This is a genomic window from Clostridium sp. KNHs205 (genome assembly GCF_000702945.1).
Classification (GTDB): domain Bacteria; phylum Bacillota; class Clostridia; order Lachnospirales; family Lachnospiraceae; genus Anaerocolumna.
The window spans coordinates 4382382-4401443 of record NZ_JNLE01000003.1; the positions used below are offsets into that span (position 1 = coordinate 4382382).

Here is a 19062-nt window from a genome sequence, read left to right on the forward strand (position 1 = left end):
TCCATCAACCCCATTCATCGTTTAGCCAGTTACGCAGCAACTGAGCTACCGCATCCGGGTTCTCGTCCACAAATTTCTCGATCATCTTCTTTGCTTCCGACTTCTCGCTGAACTCGATATCTTCTAATGATTGATTTTCCTTAGTTGTAGCTAACAGCTGCTCTACTGAAAGTTCAGGTTCAAGCTCTGTAACTTCCGCAGGTGCTGTTCCTTTAAATACTACAAATATCAACAGACCAACTATACCTACTGCAAGAAGAATCTGCAGATAGAAGGACCAGTCTCTTGGAGTCGTTTGTGTAGGAACAAAGACTGACTGCTGATATGCTATAATTGAAATTTTATCTGTAGATATACCTGTTGCCAGTGAAACTGCATTATAAACCTCTTCATCTACAGTTATTTTCACAGGTTCCTTGTTTTCCATTACATACTGGTCAAAGGTCTTGCCATTAAGATCACCTCTGAGCTTTAATTCTTCCTCGGTAACGGTAACAACTTTTGTCATAACAATGCTTCCTGAAGATTCTTCCGGTATTACAGCACCTACTTCATATTCCGTGTTAGTTACCCTTTCACTGGGGAGGTACTTAATTTGTACAGTAGAGGACGAAGAATCACTTCCCGTACCGTTATCAACTTCATAAGATGTTTCATCATTGGAGTCTGTTCCAGGGGTGCCACCGCTGGTTTCATTGGTGTTCTTAGTGTCATAAGAATAATACTCACTATATAAACCCTGATCCTGGCCTTCTGCTGGAATCTTTTCATTATACAATTGAGTAACTTTATCCATACTAAGCTTCCAATTGAACATTGGCTGCACATCTGTATAACCAAGTTTTAACATTAACATGTAAATATTGTTATTATAGGTGTTTTGAAGCTTCTCTTTATATTCCAGTACAGAATTGGCACTTCCCGTGTAAAGGTCATCTTTACCTCCAAATAAGAGTGCTCCGTTCTGATCTATAATCTTAACTTTATCTGTAGATTCATTTCCAATAGCCGCAGCTACATACTCTGCAACAGCAGCAGCATTAGCAACGTCAAATTCATCTGTTATGGTCAAGGCCACACTGGCCGGTAAATCCTGCTTTTCGGTCAAAACGCTGTATGTGGTATCAGATGGCACATAAGTAACCTGAGCCTCCTTAATACCCTTCATTTTAATCAGGTAATTTCTGATTTCTGTCTGCACGTATAAATGGTTCTTTAAATTACGATCACTGTTGGTGGTACTTAAATCATTCTTCACCAACTGCTCCATGGTCAATCCGGTTGTGGGAACATCACTGCTGTACACCAGTAAAAGTGCATCAGAGAATTTGTCCTTATCCACATCGATAGTCATACCATCACTGCTTAATTTATAGGCGATTGCTTCATCTTTCAACAGACCTGCGATAGTGCTGACGTCTTTTTTATTCTCGCCTGTAAATAACTCTTTATATTCAGTCCTGTTCAATACGGTAACCAATATGACAAGAGCCAGAAAAATAGTAGCAACAACTCCGATAATAATCGTTTTCTGTTTGCTGGTGTATTTATTCCATTGGTTAAGCAACTGAACCGGTACTTGCTTTAGTCTGTCAATCATATTACAGCTCCTTCAGTTCCATCATTAGAATTGGAGATTCATAATCTCTTTATAAGCTTCTATTACCTTATTTCTCACCTGAACAGTGTACTGTAGTGACAGGTTAGCTTTTTCCTGAGCAACCTGAAGGTCATAAGTGTTATTAGACAGCCCTAACGCAAAGGAAACCTCAGCTTCTTTTGCAGCATTTGATAAATTGTTTGTTTCTTTTAACATAGAAAGAGCAGATTGGAATACACTATCAAACGCATCATTCCTTGTGGTCTTCTCCACCCCTGTATTATTAGCACCATATGCATTTATACCCGATATTCCATTAAGCAGTGTAATATCCATCAATTAGTCCCCCCTGTTATTTTCCTACTTCCAATCCTTTTAATGCCATACTTTTTATTGAGTTAAAAGCTGTAACATTGGCATCATAAGCTCTGGATGCATCAATAAGATTTGCCATTTCAGTTACAGTATTAATATTGGGATAAGTTACATAACCTTCTTCATCGGCATCCGGATGTGACGGATCATAAACAACATTCATTGGTGTTGTAGTATCCTCTTTAACCTCTGTAACCTTAACGCCATTTCCCATCGCTTCATTTATCTTTCCCCCAAGAATTTTAGAAAAGGGACTTTGGTTACGTTCCTCAAAAACTACTATCTTACGTCTTACCACATTTCCATTTTCATCTCTTGTAGTATTGACATTAGCAATATTTTGCGATATGACATCCATCCGAAGTCTTTGTGCCGTCATACCGCTGGCACTTATATTCATTGCATCAATAACTGACATTTAACTTCCTCCTAATTATTAGACAATGCTGTTCTTATTCTGCTGAATTCGTGAGACATAGCTTCAAGCATAGCACTATGGTTAATTTGATTCTCTGCTATCTTAGCAGATTCCGTATCTATATCAACATTATTACCGTCCAGTCTGTAGCTTAAGGACGAATTATCCGTATAGACGGTCGGCTGTATTGATTTCAAGTCTATACCAGCAACTTTCTGGTTGAGATTGCCAGGTCCCTGGAGCGCATTGGCTAAATAAGTCTGGAATTCGATATCCTGTCTTTTAAATCCTGGTGTACTGACATTGGATAGGTTATTGGCTAACAACTGGCCCCTTGTCCACATTGCATCCGCTGCCTTATTCAGTACGTTCACATAATTGAATAAATCTGAATTAATCATACTTACCTCTTTCCCGCTTATCAATTCTTCGACTTGATAATGTATGAAATAAAAATATATTTCACACTTATTATTCAAGCAGTACCGCAAGCCAGCTTGCGATTTGCAAGGGCATTGTGTGAAAACTTAGCTGAATATCTTCAACAAACTCACACATCTCTCGTAACTAGCTTCAATTATAAATATATTACGACAAAAAAACAAGCTAATTTTTATAAATTAGTACTATTATATCATATATTGTAAATTATACGAAATATAGCTCAAATGCACTATTTATGCGGAAAAGCTTTTTGTCTAAATCCTATGAATACTGTTAATTGGTGCTCCTAATTTTCGACATTTTTGCATATATAGCAAATAAATTGCATAAAAAATGGATTTATAAATTGTATACAATTTATAAATCCATTTTATTAATCTTCTAACTATTTTGTTAAAATAATGTAATATTTCAATAATTTACTTGTTCAGCTTTTTAAGCTCATCGAAAACAACATCGTTAAGTACTTTGATATAAGTACCTTTCATACCGGAGGAACGAGATTCAATAACTCCGGCACTTTCAAATTTACGAAGGGCATTCACAATCACCGATCTGGTTATACCCACCCTGTCAGCAATCTTGCTTGCTACCAGAATACCTTCATTTCCTTCCAGTTCTTCAAAGATGTGAATAATTGCTTCCAATTCAGAAAAGGACAATGTACTGATTGCCGACTTAACAATCTGGACCTTACGGCTCTCTTCTGCATTCTCTTCATTTACAGAGCGCATCATTTCAAGTCCAACAACTGTGGTACCATATTCACTGAGAATAATATCATCCAGATCATAAGGCTTTATGCTCTTATATAAAAACAATGTCCCAAGCCTCTCCCCTGCAATATCGATAGGAATGATAATTGCCTGGTAGCTAATATCTGTATCAAGTTCAAAGCCAAGTGTCAATAGATTAACATTCTCTTTGGTAGAAAGAATATTAAGCAGACGCTCATTTAACATCTGGTCGATGTAACCGCCTACGGCATCTTTGATTAATTCCTTGATTTCTACAATATCTTCTCTGTTTTTAATACCTAGAACTTTACCTTTTTTGCTGATTACCAGAATATTTGATTCCAGAATCTCGCTTAACACTTCACAGATATCATTAAAAACTACCTTGTGAGAATTGTTATTGTGTAATAGCTTATTAATCTTTCTCGTCTTATCGAGCAACTGTACACTCATGAAATAACCTCCCAGTACCCCCGCTTGTTTATCTGATTCTTCTAAATAACCAGTAATTAATTCGCAATATAAGATACCGGTCATTTAAATCTTGGATACACGACAGCAACAAAACTGCCTTTATCAGAAACCAGAAGAACTATTTCTGATAAGTTGTATTAACATTAGATAAATAGTATCATACCTTTTTCATAAAAACAATAGTTATTTCTTCTTTTTGACGCACATTTTAATATAATATATCTGTTTTTCATATATTTCTTATTTATTCACAACAATACCGCCACATTTATCATCGAGGCATACCAAAGAATTACCTTTTTCAATAAGCACATTTCCACATTTAGGGCATTTTTGATCCGTAGGTTTCTGCCAGGACATAAATTCACATTCCGGATTATTCTCGCATCCGTAGTACTTACGGCCTTTCTTTGTCTTTCGAATAACCACATCCTTGCCACATAACGGGCAGACTACACCGATTTTTTCAAGATATGGTTTTGTATTCCTGCATTCAGGAAAACCTGGACATGCTAAGAATTTTCCGTGGGGACCATATTTGATTACCATATTTCTTCCGCATTCTTCACAGATAATATCTGTCTTCTCATCTTCTATCTTGACTTCTTCCAGGCTATCCTTTGCTTTATTTACTGCTTCATCCAGGTCAGGGTAGAAATTCCGGACAACAGTCTTCCAATAGACACTGCCGTCCTCCACTTTATCCAGAAGTGACTCCAGGTTAGCAGTAAAGTTTACATCAACAATTGTTGAAAAAGCTTCCTTCATAATATTGTTAACAACTTCACCAAGCTCTGTTACATAGAGATTCTTATTCTCCTTAACAATATACCTTCTCGCTAAAATGGTTGAAATAGTAGGCGAATAAGTACTGGGTCTTCCAATTCCCAGTTCCTCCAGTGTCTTAACCAGGGAAGCCTCTGTATAGTGAGGCGGAGCCTGAGTAAAATGCTGAGAAGGATTGAACTCCAGAAGCTTCACTTTGGATTCTTCCGTAATATCTTTTAGCATTGCATGGCTTTCATTTTCTTCTTCTTCCGAATAAACGCTGAGATATCCGTCAAAAATCATTTTGGATGCAGAGGTACTGAACTTATATCCCTTTGCATCTATTTTAACATTAATGGTCTCATATCTGGCCGGCGCCATTCTGCTGCCTACAAATCGTTTCCATATAAGCTGGTAAAGCCTGAATAAATCTCTGCTTAAGGATTCCTTTACAATTACCGGTGTTAAATCTGTATAGGTAGGTCTGATTGCTTCATGGGCATCCTGTATCTTCTTCCCGGTATTCTTTTTATCTTCTGCTTCGGTATTGTAGTTGCTGCCATAATTCTTCTCAATGAACTCACGGGCAAAGTTCTCCGCTTCCTCGGATATACGAACGGAATCTGTTCTTAAGTAGGTTATTAAACCAATGGTACCATGGCCTTTGATATCAATACCTTCATAAAGCTGCTGTGCCAGCCGCATGGTCTTAGAAGTTGAGAAATTCAAAGTCTTGGCAGCTTCCTGCTGCAAAGTACTGGTAGTAAAGGGCAGAGGCGGTTTTTTCTGCCTTTCGCCTCTTTTAATTTCTGAAATCTTATAATCCGCTTTATCCAGGTCTTTTAATATTTTATTTAATTCCTCTTCTGAAGCGATACTCTTTTTTTCCAGGGAGGAAGTAATTAATTTGGCTGTCAGGGGTTTTTTCTCACCTTCTACCTGAAAGCTGCCTTCCAGTGACCAGTACTCTTCCGGTAAAAAAGCATTGATTTCATCTTCCCTGTCGCAGATTATACGGAGAGCAACGGATTGAACACGTCCGGCACTCAGACCTCTTTTTACCTTTGCCCAAAGGAGAGGACTTATACTATAACCCACCATACGGTCAAGAATTCTTCTGGTCTGCTGAGAATCCACAAGATTCATATCAATATCTCTGGCCTGTTTAATTGAGGCTTTTACTGCATTTTTGGTTATTTCGTTAAAAGTAATCCTGCTGCAGGCACTATCTTCAAGCTTTAATGTCTTCGTAAGATGCCAGGAAATCGCCTCCCCTTCACGGTCAGGGTCAGTTGCAAGATAAATTTTATCTGCTTTTTTCACTTCTTTTCTGAGCTTTGCCAGAAGATCTCCTTTGCCTCTTATGGTTATATATTTCGGTTCATAATCATTAGTAGTATCAATACCCAGCTGACTTTTTGGTAAGTCTCTAACATGTCCGTTTGAAGCCACCACTTCGTAGTTAGCGCCTAAAAATTTTTTAATCGTTTTAGCTTTTGCTGGTGATTCAACAATAACTAGATTCATGTGCACTCCCCTATCTGGTAAACTATTTCTATTTTCTTCAAAGGAGAGCAGGCAATAAAGCTCCCTTCGTCAGATATCTGTTATATAATAATTTGCTCTGGTTTGTTTAATAAAATTCTTCCATTCCAACTGAAAAAGTATTTGAGCCAATTCTCCGATAGCCAGGTCTGTTTCTGAGGCTATATCGTTCAGGTGTTTTGGGATACGGCTTAAACAAGCATACACTATTTTTTCCCCGTCTTCAAGTAATTTATCATTTTTTTTCGTAAGTTTAGGTATATTTTTACAGAAATCCATGTAATCCTCTAGTATATCCTCAGGTTCCGTACATAATTTAGCCCCCATCTTAAGCAGATTGTTACATCCATTGCTGAGTAAATCCCCCGGTCTTCCCGGCACTGCATAGATATTCCTGCCTTGCTCCAAACCATAATCAACCGTTATTAAGGAACCGCTTTTATCTCTGGCTTCCACAACAAGGATTCCATCTGCCAATCCGCTGATAATTCGATTCCTCATAGGAAAATGATATGCTCTTGGCCCTGTTCCCTGTACGTACTCTGAGATAATTCCTCCTTTAGCAGCTGTAGCTAAATAGATGTTAAAATTCTCTATCGGATAGCAAATATCAACCCCGCACCCAAGAACTGCATAAGTTGCTCCTTCTGCCGCCAGACTGCCTGTATGGGCAGCACCATCGATGCCTGCTGCAAGTCCGCTGATGGTTCCAATTCCGGCTCTTGCTAAAGTTTTTGAAAATAATACTGCTGTTTCCCGCCCATAATCAGAGCAGTTTCTTGCTCCGACAACTGCAATGTGGACTTTATCTTCCTCAGGAAGCTTTCCTTTATAGAATAACCCAAGTGGCGGCTCATAGATATTTCGTAATTTTTCAGGATATACTTCCTCCTCTATTGATACAAAATATATGTCTTTCTCTTTTAGTTTAGCATAGCTTTCCTGCACCTTATCCACCTGTCTGGTTTTGTTGATACGTTCCAGATCTTTTTCATTTAATTCCGATATCTTCTTAAATTCCTCTATATCTTCGGCAAACACCTCTTCAATGGAAGAAAAAAAGGATAATATTGAATTCTTCTTTTTTAGGCTTATCTCTAATCCGCATAACCAGAACCAGCATTCTTTTTTTGTCATTTGAACCTCCTTAAACATAAATCCTTAAGACTATTCCCAATACTTCTTATCCATACTGCGATAACAGATGGCTTCACTTAAATGCTTTTCTTTAATATTTTCGCTTCCCTCCAAATCCGCAATAGTCCTGGCTACCTTTAATACCCTGTGATACGCTCTGGCACTAAGGTTTAATCTGATATAAGCCTCCTCCATCAACTTCTCTTCCTTTTTGCCCAATACACAATATTCCTGGAGCATTCTGGTGGTAAGCTGTGAATTAAAATGTATCCGGTCCTTTTTGTACCGCTCCGTCTGGACCAGTCTTCCATTCATTACCCGCTCCCTAATCATAGCAGAGGTTTCTCTCCCACCCTTCTTATTCAGGTCCTTATAATCTGACTGTGGCACTTCAATACTAATGTCTATTCTGTCCAAAAGAGGGCGGCTGATCTTACCAAGATAGTTCCTCACCTGTGACAAGGAGCAATGGCATTTATTCCTGTCAGGATAATAACCGCAATTGCATGGATTCATTGCCGTACAGAGCATCAGATTAGCCGGATAACGAAAGGTACCGTTCAGTCTTGTAATTGTTATTTCATTTTCCTCCAGTGGCTGTCTGAGAATTTCGATGGTTTTACGGTTAAACTCAGGAAATTCATCCAAAAAAAGAACACCCAAATGAGCCAGGCTTATCTCTCCGGGCATCGGGAATCTTCCTCCTCCGGTTAACGCAGTGGTGGTGATTGTATGATGAGGGGAACGAAAAGGGCGGTTAAGAATCAAGGACTGATTATTATCTAATAATCCTGAGACGCTGTAGATTTTAGAAATTTCAAGACTTTCTTCAAAGGAAAGTTCGGGAAGAATAGATGGAATCCTTCTGGCAAGCATTGTCTTACCGGAACCGGGTGGTCCTATTAAAAGAATATTGTGCATACCACAGGCAGCGATTTCAATTGCCCTTTTCGCCAGCTCCTGACCAACGATATCCGAAAAGTCATATAGCGTATCTTCCCTGCCTGGTTTTAAGTCCTCTGCCTGTAAGATACAGGGATCAAGATGCAGCTTTCCGTTTAAGAATTCTGCCACCTGTGTTAAGGTATCCACCCCATATACTTCAATCCCTTTAACTACCGCGCCTTCCCTAAGATTACAGGAGGGTACAACACATCTTTTAAAACCCTGCTCGTATGCCATGTACACAATGGGCAGAACTCCATTTACTTTTTTTACTTCTCCATTCAAACTTAACTCACCTATAAACAGGGTATCTTTAAGACTTTCTTCCAGGAGCAGACCTAAGGCTGCAAGAACAGATATGGCAATGGGAAGATCAAATGCCGTTCCCTCCTTGCGCATATCAGCCGGTGATAGATTAATGGTTATTCGTTTCGCCGGCAAACGATAACCGGAATTCTTTAAGGAAATACGGACCCGCTCCCTGGCTTCCCTGACCTCGGAGCCAAGATATCCCACAAGGTCAAAAACCGGCAGCCCGTCACTGATATCAGCTTCTACAGTAATTCTTCTGCTATCAATACCCAAAACTGTTCCGCTGTATACTTTACTAAACATATTGCTCCTTTCCCTTTCTCTCCGGGGGTGCAGAAGCATCATCCATGATGATTATAACAAAAAAGCATGGTTCTGGCAATAATTACCTCACAATAAAGTACAGCAGATAGCACAGGAGTATATAATACTCTGTCAGCTATCTGCTGCTCTTACACTTCATATATCCACTTCTGCGGCATTCGTTAGAGTTTATCCTTGTTTCGCATCTAATATCTTCTTAAGTTCATCCACAAAAGTATTTACATCCTTAAATTCACGATAAACCGAAGCAAATCTGACATAAGCAACCGCATCAAGATCCTTTAGCTTGTCCATAAGAATTTCACCGATAACAGAACTCTTAATTTCTTTTTCTTCCATATTAAATATGGTATTCTCCACTTCATCTACCAGTGCTTTCATCTGGTCAACGGAAATGGGTCTTTTATGGCAGGAACGAAAAACACCTGCTTCAATTTTCGACCTGTCATAAGGCTCACGGTTGTTATCCTTCTTTATGACCACCAAAGGAATAGTCTCTACTTTTTCATAAGTAGTAAAACGCTTTGAGCATTCATCACATTGACGTCTTCTTCGAATAGAACTTCCATCGTCTGCCGGTCTTGAGTCAATAACTCTTGTATTCTCATCTCCGCAAAATGGACATCTCATAATTTGTACCTTATCCTTCCCTCTAACTTCTTTAAGTTGATTATATTGAAAGATATTCAATCGGTCAAGATATTTTAATACTACTTTTTTCATATATTAAGATAGATAGTTTTTCTGATGCCTGTCTGTAACCTGCTGAAAATATACCACCTTCATATGTCAATAATTGAAAAAGGAGGCCCCATGAGACTATGTGATTTAAAACAGAAAGAAGTTATCAACTGCAGAGACGGAGAAAGACTGGGTTTTGTCTGCGACCTGGAATTCGATGTTAATACTGGCATTATAACGCATATTATCGTACCGGGTCCGTGTAAAATCTGGGGTTTCTTAGGAAGAGACCAGGAATATGTAATAAATTATAACTGTATCAAGCAGATTGGCACTGATGTAATTCTTGTTGATATTGATGCAGAAAAAGTGCTTATAAAATCAGCTTATATTTAAACTCTCCTTAAGGTTTGCAGACGCTGCAGGGTTCATAGCCCTCTTCTTTTGCCTCTTCCATTAATATGGCTTTGCGGTTATCCTTTACGTACTGGCAGCCTTTTTTATGGTACTTGGAGCCTTTTTCTGTTACATATACGTATTCCTCTGATTTCTTATCAGAAGGTTTATCCTGATCATCCGTTAAATTGTCAGTATTCTCTTCAACCGGGCTTTCAGAAGCTTGCTTTGCATATGTACCTTCTGTTTTAACTGAAATATTATTACCATCACTACTTATTATAACGGTACCCATTACATCCGTTCGGTACACCTGCACATCTTCATCCTCCAGATTGGCCAATGTAATACTGGAAGGATGACCATAGGAATTATCTTTCCCAACAGAAATAACTGCATAAACAGGATCTACTGCTCTCAGGAATTCAAGACTGCTGCTGGTTAAAGATCCATGATGTCCGACTTTTAATACATCTGACTCCAGATCGCCGACTTCCGATAGCAGATCTTTTTCTGCCTCTTCTTCCATATCACCGGTAAACAGAAAAGAATTCTTACCATTGGTCAGCTTAACCACTAAAGAGTAATTATTGGTGTTATCACCATAATCCTTCCCGAGAGGTGTTAGAAACTCAAAGGAAGAACCACCAAGCTTATAGGTGTCGCCTGCTTTGGGATAGGTCTTGGTTATATTCCTTTTCTCTACCAGGCTGATTAAATTATTATAGGTCTCTGTGTCATATTTTTGTTTATCAAGAAATATCTCGTCTGCATTATATTCCTTGATAACCTCTGCCATACCACCGATATGGTCACTATGAGGATGTGTGCAGATAATATATTTAAGGGATTTAATATTTTCCTGCTCCAGATAACCGGTTACAGTGCTTCCTTGCTCCTTCTCACCGGCGTCAATAAGCATAGCTTCTCCCTGCGACTGTATCAATATAGCATCTCCCTGTCCCACATCCAGGTACATAACCTTTAAATCGCTGTTTGAATCATTGTTACTTACCTCAACTGTACAACCGGATAATATGAGAATGAAAGACAATACCAGAGATATCCTTAAAATATGTACAAAGCTTTGAAATATTTTATTTTTCATATTAACTTAATTTCCTCCTCTGTAAAATGCTCTAATAGCTTACTAGAGGTTTCCATAAAAATCAATATCAAAATATAAAAAAATACACCCTAACAAAACTACCATTTTTGTTAAGGTGCATAACTTAATTTATTGACTTAGATAATTTTTCATATTTTTCAGTGCTGATTTTTCCAGCCTGGATACCTGTGCTTGTGATATGCATATTTCTTTAGCTACTTCCATCTGGGTTTTACCCTCATAAAACCGAAGTTCTATAATTCCTCTTTCCCTGTCCGTAAGTTTTGAGAGGGCTTCTTTTAATGCAATCTCTTCAATCCAGTTTTCCTCTTTATTCTTTTTGTCGCTGACCTGGTCCATAATATACAGGGTATCTCCGCCTTCTGAATAAACAGGCTCATAAAGGGATACCGGGCTTTGAATGGCATCCAGTGCATAAACCACATCTTCCTTTGAAATACCGATTTCCGAAGCAATTTCCATAACTGTGGGTTCTTTGTCATTTTTCTTAAGTAATGCTTCCTTCGTGTAAATAGCTTTATACGCAGTATCACGTAAAGACCTGCTAACCCTTATGCTGTTATTATCTCTAAGATATCTTCTTATTTCACCGATTATCATAGGAACGGCATAGGTGGAGAATTTCACATTCTGTGTTATATCAAAATTATCAATTGCTTTCATAAGACCAATGCAGCCGATCTGAAATAAATCATCAACATTTTCATTACTGCCAGAAAACCTTTGAATTATACTAAGTACAAGACGCAGATTACCCTTGATATACAATTCTCTTGCCTCTTTATCTCCCTCTAGGATACGTTTAAATAATTCTTCCTTTTCACTATTGTTCAGTAATGGCAACTTAGATGTATTAACACCGCATATTTCTACCTTATAAAGAGCCATATGAAAACCTCCAAATCATTTTTTCTTCATGTACAAATCCATGTGTACAGTACATGTATACAGGGCAGAAAAAAATTTCTTATAACACAAACGTGCTATGTTGAAATCCTTCAAATACATAGAAATAACTTCAATTATTATAGAAGTTTTCTCTATCCATTTCTACTCTTTGCATAAGTAAATGATTCACTATTAAAGGCATCTTTATACGGTTAAACAGGATGTAATAATTTCCTTTTTTCTTAAATTTAAAAATCTAATTATTCCAAACGCAGCATTTCTTTTTTTAATCGCTTTATAATCTTTTTTTCTAATCTGGATATATAGGATTGTGATATGCCCAGAAGATCTGCAACCTCCTTTTGAGTCCTTTCATTACCGTCCTCGGTATTGATTCCGAACCGCAGCTGTACAATGATTCTTTCTCTTTCACTTAGTTTTGAAAGAGCTTTACCAAGAAGCTTTCTGTCTACTTCTTCTTCAATATTTCGATATATGACATCCTCTTCCGTACCAAGTATATCGGATAACAGGAGTTCGTTGCCATCCCAATCCACATTAAGGGGTTCATCAATGGATACTTCCAGTTTCGTCTTATTATTCCTTCTCAGATACATGAGAATTTCATTCTCAATACATCTGGAGGCATAGGTAGCAAGCTTAATATTCTTATCCGGATTATAGGTATTAATAGCTTTGATAAGTCCTATGGTTCCTATAGAAATCAAATCCTCAACACCTACTCCTGTATTATCAAATTTTTTAGCTATGTACACAACCAATCGGAGATTATGCTCTACCAGTATGGATTTAGCCTGGGTATCATCTTCCGTACCAAGCCGCGCAATTTCTTCTGCTTCCCTGACCGCATCAAGGGGTGCAGGAAGAACCTCAGCCCCGCCGATATAATGTATCTCACCGCGACCGTTAAACAGAATACTTCTGAAATCAGGTATCAACCGAAATGTAAACTTATTCGGGATTGTTATTTTTAACAGCATTAATCTCTTTCCTCCCTTTCCATCACATAACCTCCCTATGTAAAATGATCTGATAATCCTTACGTACGGATACATCCTCCCTGCTAATGGCAGTTAGAACTTTTTCCCTGACAGTCTCTTCTTTCCCTTCCCAAAGGATGATTTTATCAAGTACAATTGCCGGTAATATTCCCTTTTTACCAACTGATTGAAAAGGAATCATCCGAAGAGGAAGATATTCGCCCGGTTGCACTTCCTCCTGATTCATACCAGAAAGAGAAGTACAATTACTAAAATCGTCGAACAGATTACACAGCATATTATTCTGAGAATCCGTCAATAAGGGTTCAATCACCGTATATTCCGCTACAATTACCGGTTTCCCGAAATACGGGTCTTTTAAGCAATTTCCGGTATCCATAAATCCTACAGCTTTAACAGTTCTTTCATTAAAATAAAGCTCTGTCTTATAATAGTCTGTTTCCTTATACCGAAGCCGTTTTAAAAGGCTGATAAAAATAATCAAACCGATAGTCCCTGCCAAAACTGCCAGATAAAAATGCTGATATCCCTGCTTTGAAAGCAATCTCCCCTGCATCAGTTCTCTAAAGTAATATCCAAAACCGGTATAATAATACAGGCTGTTCAGCAATCCACCCAGAAAAAAGGTGGTTATGTAAAGAAGTCCTGCCGCTTTTAGAAATTCTTTTAGATTTCTTTTGCCAAATGATATCATAACCAACAGGCAGCTTAACAAAATGTAAGCAGTTAAAAATTGAATTAAATGATTCAAATACGGAATTACCGCAAATACACAAGCTCCCAAAGCTCCTGCAGCAGCTCCCAGGCAGCATCTTATAGATGAACCTGTATACCTTAGTATTTTTTTTACTACTGTTAACAGAATAAAATCCATGATGAAATTTATGATAAAAATAACATCAACATAAACGTCTAAATACAATGCCACCCCCTCATTTCATTTATAATAAATCCTATTATAGCTGTTAATGCCCGTTTAATTTGTCAAATACTGGAATAGTTGAACCTGTTTTCATTTACTCTCACTTACAATATCCCCTCCATTTCAACGACATAATATATAATCCTGTTATAAAATTTATTGTTTTGTAAATATATGTTAATTGTACAGGGCTTCTGGTGAAATTAAGAACAATGAGTCTGAATTGTTAAATTTCATAAAAAAAATAGCCTGTATCCGATTTCTCGAATACAGGCTATTTTAAGCTTTTATTTAATTACTTATGATTTTTGTTTTTCTGTAAAAACTCTGGTATTTTAATACTTCCTACTTCATTGGCATCTCTGCTTGGATAATGAGCAGGCGTACCAGAATAAGGAGACGTTGGTGCAGACTGAGTAGCTGCCACCTGTGACTGTGCTTTTTCAAAAGGGGACTGCTGATTATTAAACTTATAATCAGGTCTGGTCGCTGGTTGTTTTAAGAAACTGGGACCTTTTGCTTCTCCTTTGCTGCCTGCCTCTCCGTCAAGCCCGGTTGCTATTACCGTAATGGTAACATAGTCTGTATTAGCATCATCATACATAGCACCAAAGATGATATTGGCATTTTCACCAGCCAGCTCCTGTACCATGGTTGCTGCCTCATTTACTTCGATCAAACTGATATCGCCGGAAATGTTGATAATAACATGGGAAGCTCCTGATATGGTAGTCTCAAGAAGAGGACTGGTAATGGCCTGGTTAACAGCACTGATACATTTATCGTCTCCTTTTCCGATACCAATACCGATATGAGCAACTCCTTTATCTTTCATGACAGTCTGAACATCGGCAAAATCCAGATTAATAAGACCTGGTACATTAATCAGATCCGTAATACCCTGGACACCTTGCTGAAGAACCTCATCGGCCTTTTTAAGCGCATCAGGGATGGTAGTTCGTCTGTCTACAATTTCCATTAATTTATCATTAGGAATCACTATCAATGTGTCCACATGTTCTTTTAACCGCTCAATGCCGCCAAGAGCATTGTTCATACGCGCTTTTGCTTCAAATTTAAAGGGTTTCGTTACGATACCTACCGTAAGGATTCCCATATCTTTTGCTATCTGTGCAACTACCGGTGCTGCTCCAGTACCAGTTCCACCGCCCATGCCGCAGGTTACAAATACCATATCGGAACCTTTGATTATCTCTATCAGTTCTTCCTTGCTCTCTTCTGCCGCCTGTGCTCCAATTTCCGGCTGAGCTCCTGCACCAAGACCTTTCGTAAGCTTCTCACCAATCTGAACACATTGAGGAGCCTTACAATTCTTTAAATGCTGCTTGTCCGTATTGATACAAACAAATTCAACACCTTTGATATTCTGCTCAACCATTCTATTTACAGCATTATTTCCTGCTCCGCCTACTCCGATAACTAGTATTTTTGCAGTAGATTCTGTTTCACTCGTTCTTATTTCAAGCAAGGTACTTCCTCCTTCACTATACACCTAAAATTATATTAATTATATCCGATTCCATTTTCTTATTCAACATTGAGCTTCTAGTAATATAAGACTGGTTATTCTAATAAATATCATATCTTTAATCCACTAAATAATCAACCTTTTTTTAACGTTTTATTTGACAGGCTTTGCAACAATTTTTTCCTGACCTTCCATATAATTCTTCAGGTCAATGGAAAGAATCTTCCCGTTTTTCTGAGGTACTGTCGGCAATAGCCCCTTCAGGTTTGCAATCTGCTCATCATAGGAATCCCTTTTCCCCAATAACACTATGCTCTGTCCGTTTTTTAACGTCACCTCATAGTCTTCGTTAAACTGAATGGTATTGATGTCCAGTTCAAATTTCTGAATTAATTGAGTAATCTTTAGTATAACCGGGAAAAGCTCCGGGTTTTCTGTTTCCATCTTATCGTGCAGTATAAAACTGTTAAAATTCAGCCCTGTTATAAATGGTACTCCCTCAAGTTTTTCCTGAGAAGTTTCCACGACAATACCATCTTTATCAAAATACATATAACTACCCATATACTGAATACAGCCGATTACCGGTTTTTCATAGACATGCAGTTTAACGGTATGCCTGTCCACCATCGTTGCTGTAATCTTTTCAACAAAGGGAATCGGTTCCTTTTTGCCATACATCAGTCTCAGGTAAAAAAGTATGGTATTGCTATCGGTTTTACTTGTCAGTAATTCCTGCTTTAACTCATCTTCACTATAATTGGTGCTGCCGATTATCGTAACCGACCTCAGATTACAGGTCATATAAAGCAGGATTACCGCAAGAAAAACAAAAAGGCCAAACAGCAGCAGTTTCCCCAGGGGGGTAAATATCGTTTTGCTGTTTTTATCCTGTCGCATTTTCAAAGCACCTTATCCTTCCTGGCAATTATTTTAACTCCTTAAACTTCTCATCAGTTACTCATTTTTATATTCAATCTGTGCCCCCAAAGCCCTTAAGTCTCTGCATATATCCTCATATCCCCTCTGGATATGATATGGATTCTTAACAATTGTTTTACCCTCTGCCATTAAACCGGCTATCACAAGTGCTGCTCCCCCCCTTAACTCACCTGCGGATACTTCAGAAGCTTTTAAAGCAGGAACACCTGTTATATGCGCCACTCTGTCCTGTAAACAAATCTGCGCACCAAATCTGGCCTGTTCCGGTACATTCTGATATCTGCCTTCAAATATTTCTTCCACTATTTTGCTGTTACCGGATGCTTTCATAAGCACCGACATGATTTGTGACTGCATATCCGTAGGAAATCCGGGATATGGTTCTGTTATAATCTCCGGTACCGGTCTTACTGTTCCATCGGAATGAAGAGAGATGGAATCCTCATAGCATTTAATACGGCTTCCCATCCGCTTTAAGGTCTGAATGACTACATAAAGACTGCCGCAGCCTAAACCTCTTAATACAACATCTCCTCCCGCACCGGCAGCTGCTGCCAGGTAAGTACCCGCTACAATTCGATCAGATGGTGCTGTGTATTCCGTCTGATGCAAGGCTGTAACCCCTTCAATTTCAATTCTTCCGGTACCTGAACCATATATCTTAGCTCCTGCAGAAATTAAGAATTTACACAATTCAAGAATTTCCGGCTCTCTGGCTGCATTAAAAATCCTGGTCTTCCCACTGCCTAAAACTGCCGCAAGAATAACATTCTCTGTTGCTCCCACGCTGGGTGAAGGAAAATAAATATCGGCTCCTTTAATCCCATCTGTCACACATTTAATCAGCCCGTCCTCTTCTTCCAGAACAACATTCATCTGTTTAAAAGCCTCCAAATGAAAATTGATAGGTCTTGCACCAATGGTACAGCCACCAGGATAGGATATGACTGTGCTGTGGGTTCTTCCTAAAAGAGCTCCCATTAATATAATGGAAGAGCGCATCTTTTTGACAAGATCCGTTGGGACGATATCTGTTGATAAACCTCTTGCATCAACAATGATAGAGGAGCCTTCCCAGGTAACGGTACAACCGATATCAATGAGAATCTCTATCATATGCTCCACATCCAGAATTCTCGGACAATGATTCAGCTTTGTAACACCGTTTATTAATAATGTAGCTGCTAAAATTGGTAATACGGCATTTTTAGAACCTTGTATGTTAACTTCACCGCTTAGCTGTTTACCACCAACAATTTCAATATATGCCATGGTACACCTCAAACCTAATATAGTATTACTATATGTAATTTAATTATATTTGTGCTTGCAGCCAAAAGGGGAAGCAAATACCTGTTATTTTTCATACTTAATCTGATTGGATACACTTAATACAATTCCCATTTCTGTTAACAACACAAGAAGCGATGTTCCTCCGTATGATATAAAGGGCAAAGGAATTCCTGTAGAAGGAATTGTATTGGTAACTACTGCAATGTTAATTAGTACCTGTGCTGCTATATGTGTTAATACACCGGTAGCTATTAGACCACCAAAAAGATCCGGTGCATTTACCGCAATTATAAAAAGCCTCCAGATAACCAGGACGAAGAGCAAAATTACTGCTATTGCTCCAAAGAGTCCAAGTTCTTCACAAATTACCGCAAATATCATATCGTTATGAGATTCCGGAATAAAACCAAGCTTTTGCATACTCTCTCCAAGGCCTTTACCAAATATCCGGCCGGAGGCAATGGCATAGAGCCCTTGAAGTATCTGGTAACCTTTCTCGTGAGTCTCTACATTCAGCCACACTGTAATTCTCTCACTTCGGTAACTAACAAAGAATATGAATATGGCACCAATGGCAACCATCAGACCGCCAGAAACAATAAAATAAAGTTTCTTTCTACTGGCCACAAAACATATGGCTACCATAATCAGACCCATTACAAGCGCAGTACTAAAATTCTGAGACAGTACCAGTCCTATGAGCGGCACAACATATGCTGCTATTCGTAAAAACCCCGTAAACTTATCCAGCCGCTTCGGTGAAAGACAGACAATATATGCTGTAAACAAAATTATGGCAACTTTGGAAAGCTCAGAAGGCTGAAAGGTTCCAAGGGGTCCTAAGGACAGCCATCTCTTTGAACCATTTATCTCTTTGGCAAATAATAAAACACAAATTTGCAGGATGATACACAAAAAGTATAATACCACAACCGGTCTTAGCTTTATAACCGGAAACTTAAGCTTATATATTCGGTAATCAATCTTTGAAACAATAAGCATTACAACGATTCCAAGAATTGCAAAGGCACCTTGTTTTTCCAGATAGTATGCAGGATTTAAATATTTTCTGGCTGCATTATAGGAACTGGTGCTGTAAACCATAACCAATCCAAAGCACACCAGAAAAATCGTAAGAAACAACAGATTGTAATCATAGTAGCTATGAAGTTTTCTGGATTTTCCTTTATCTCTCTCTTCCCTTGTCATGCAGACCTCACT

18 protein-coding genes are annotated in these 19062 nt (G+C 38.4%); 1 reads left to right on the top strand and 17 read right to left on the bottom strand.

The window, feature by feature from the left end; translation table 11 throughout:
- Positions 1–4 precede the first annotated feature (4 nt).
- The 9 genes from BR73_RS0118225 to nrdR all read right to left on the bottom strand — a co-directional run bounded on the left by BR73_RS0118225 (position 5) and on the right by nrdR (position 9709).
- The gene (locus tag BR73_RS0118225) at positions 5–1600 is read right to left on the bottom strand and encodes a hypothetical protein (RefSeq protein WP_033166712.1); all 1596 of its coding nucleotides are present in this window, start codon (positions 1598–1600) and stop codon (positions 5–7) included.
- A gap of 24 nt (positions 1601–1624) precedes the next feature.
- Positions 1625–1936, bottom strand: a complete 312-nt coding sequence (fliE, locus tag BR73_RS0118230; protein WP_033166713.1) for a flagellar hook-basal body complex protein FliE — start codon at positions 1934–1936, stop codon at positions 1625–1627.
- Between the two features lie 16 nt (positions 1937–1952).
- On the bottom strand, positions 1953–2393 hold the full coding sequence (gene flgC / locus BR73_RS0118235; protein WP_033166714.1) for a flagellar basal body rod protein FlgC: 441 nt from the start codon (positions 2391–2393) through the stop codon (positions 1953–1955).
- 11 nt (positions 2394–2404) lie between these two features.
- On the bottom strand, positions 2405–2794 hold the full coding sequence (gene flgB / locus BR73_RS0118240) for a flagellar basal body rod protein FlgB (RefSeq protein WP_033166715.1): 390 nt from the start codon (positions 2792–2794) through the stop codon (positions 2405–2407).
- Between the two features lie 462 nt (positions 2795–3256).
- Complete coding sequence (gene codY / locus BR73_RS0118245) at positions 3257–4027, bottom strand: GTP-sensing pleiotropic transcriptional regulator CodY (protein ID WP_033166716.1); 771 nt, start codon at positions 4025–4027, stop codon at positions 3257–3259.
- 261 nt (positions 4028–4288) lie between these two features.
- Complete coding sequence (gene topA / locus BR73_RS0118250; protein ID WP_156034758.1) at positions 4289–6349, bottom strand: type I DNA topoisomerase; 2061 nt, start codon at positions 6347–6349, stop codon at positions 4289–4291.
- 63 nt (positions 6350–6412) lie between these two features.
- Positions 6413–7498 carry a DNA-processing protein DprA gene (dprA, locus tag BR73_RS0118255; RefSeq protein WP_033166718.1) on the bottom strand — a complete coding sequence of 362 codons (1086 nt, stop codon included), beginning with the start codon at positions 7496–7498 and terminating at the stop codon, positions 6413–6415.
- Positions 7499–7528: 30 nt separating this feature from the next.
- Positions 7529–9058, bottom strand: coding sequence for a YifB family Mg chelatase-like AAA ATPase (locus BR73_RS0118260; protein ID WP_033166719.1), 1530 nt, complete (start codon positions 9056–9058; stop codon positions 7529–7531).
- Positions 9059–9247: 189 nt separating this feature from the next.
- Complete coding sequence (nrdR, locus tag BR73_RS0118265; protein WP_033167600.1) at positions 9248–9709, bottom strand: transcriptional regulator NrdR; 462 nt, start codon at positions 9707–9709, stop codon at positions 9248–9250.
- A 183-nt stretch (positions 9710–9892) separates the two neighbouring features.
- Between nrdR and BR73_RS0118270 the strand changes: the two genes are divergently transcribed.
- Positions 9893–10156 (top strand): YlmC/YmxH family sporulation protein, encoded by a 264-nt coding sequence (locus tag BR73_RS0118270; RefSeq protein WP_033166720.1) that lies wholly within the window; start codon positions 9893–9895, stop codon positions 10154–10156.
- A 7-nt stretch (positions 10157–10163) separates the two neighbouring features.
- On the opposite strand, the gene BR73_RS0118275 is transcribed toward BR73_RS0118270, so the two are convergent.
- The 8 genes from BR73_RS0118275 to BR73_RS0118310 all read right to left on the bottom strand — a co-directional run bounded on the left by BR73_RS0118275 (position 10164) and on the right by BR73_RS0118310 (position 19050).
- On the bottom strand, positions 10164–11264 hold the full coding sequence (locus tag BR73_RS0118275; RefSeq protein ID WP_033166721.1) for a ComEC/Rec2 family competence protein: 1101 nt from the start codon (positions 11262–11264) through the stop codon (positions 10164–10166).
- 129 nt (positions 11265–11393) lie between these two features.
- Positions 11394–12173 carry an RNA polymerase sporulation sigma factor SigG gene (gene sigG, locus BR73_RS0118280; protein WP_033166722.1) on the bottom strand — a complete coding sequence of 260 codons (780 nt, stop codon included), beginning with the start codon at positions 12171–12173 and terminating at the stop codon, positions 11394–11396.
- A gap of 260 nt (positions 12174–12433) precedes the next feature.
- Positions 12434–13174: an RNA polymerase sporulation sigma factor SigE gene (sigE, locus tag BR73_RS0118285; protein ID WP_033166723.1), complete on the bottom strand. Its 741-nt coding sequence runs from the start codon at positions 13172–13174 to the stop codon at positions 12434–12436.
- Positions 13175–13196: 22 nt separating this feature from the next.
- Positions 13197–14117 (bottom strand): sigma-E processing peptidase SpoIIGA, encoded by a 921-nt coding sequence (locus BR73_RS0118290; RefSeq protein ID WP_033166724.1) that lies wholly within the window; start codon positions 14115–14117, stop codon positions 13197–13199.
- Between the two features lie 295 nt (positions 14118–14412).
- On the bottom strand, positions 14413–15606 hold the full coding sequence (gene ftsZ / locus BR73_RS0118295; protein ID WP_033166725.1) for a cell division protein FtsZ: 1194 nt from the start codon (positions 15604–15606) through the stop codon (positions 14413–14415).
- A 153-nt stretch (positions 15607–15759) separates the two neighbouring features.
- Positions 15760–16506, bottom strand: coding sequence for a cell division protein FtsQ/DivIB (locus BR73_RS0118300; RefSeq protein ID WP_033166726.1), 747 nt, complete (start codon positions 16504–16506; stop codon positions 15760–15762).
- A gap of 57 nt (positions 16507–16563) precedes the next feature.
- On the bottom strand, positions 16564–17820 hold the full coding sequence (gene murA, locus BR73_RS0118305) for a UDP-N-acetylglucosamine 1-carboxyvinyltransferase (protein WP_033166727.1): 1257 nt from the start codon (positions 17818–17820) through the stop codon (positions 16564–16566).
- An 84-nt stretch (positions 17821–17904) separates the two neighbouring features.
- Complete coding sequence (locus BR73_RS0118310; protein WP_033166728.1) at positions 17905–19050, bottom strand: putative peptidoglycan glycosyltransferase FtsW; 1146 nt, start codon at positions 19048–19050, stop codon at positions 17905–17907.
- Positions 19051–19062 lie beyond the last annotated feature (12 nt).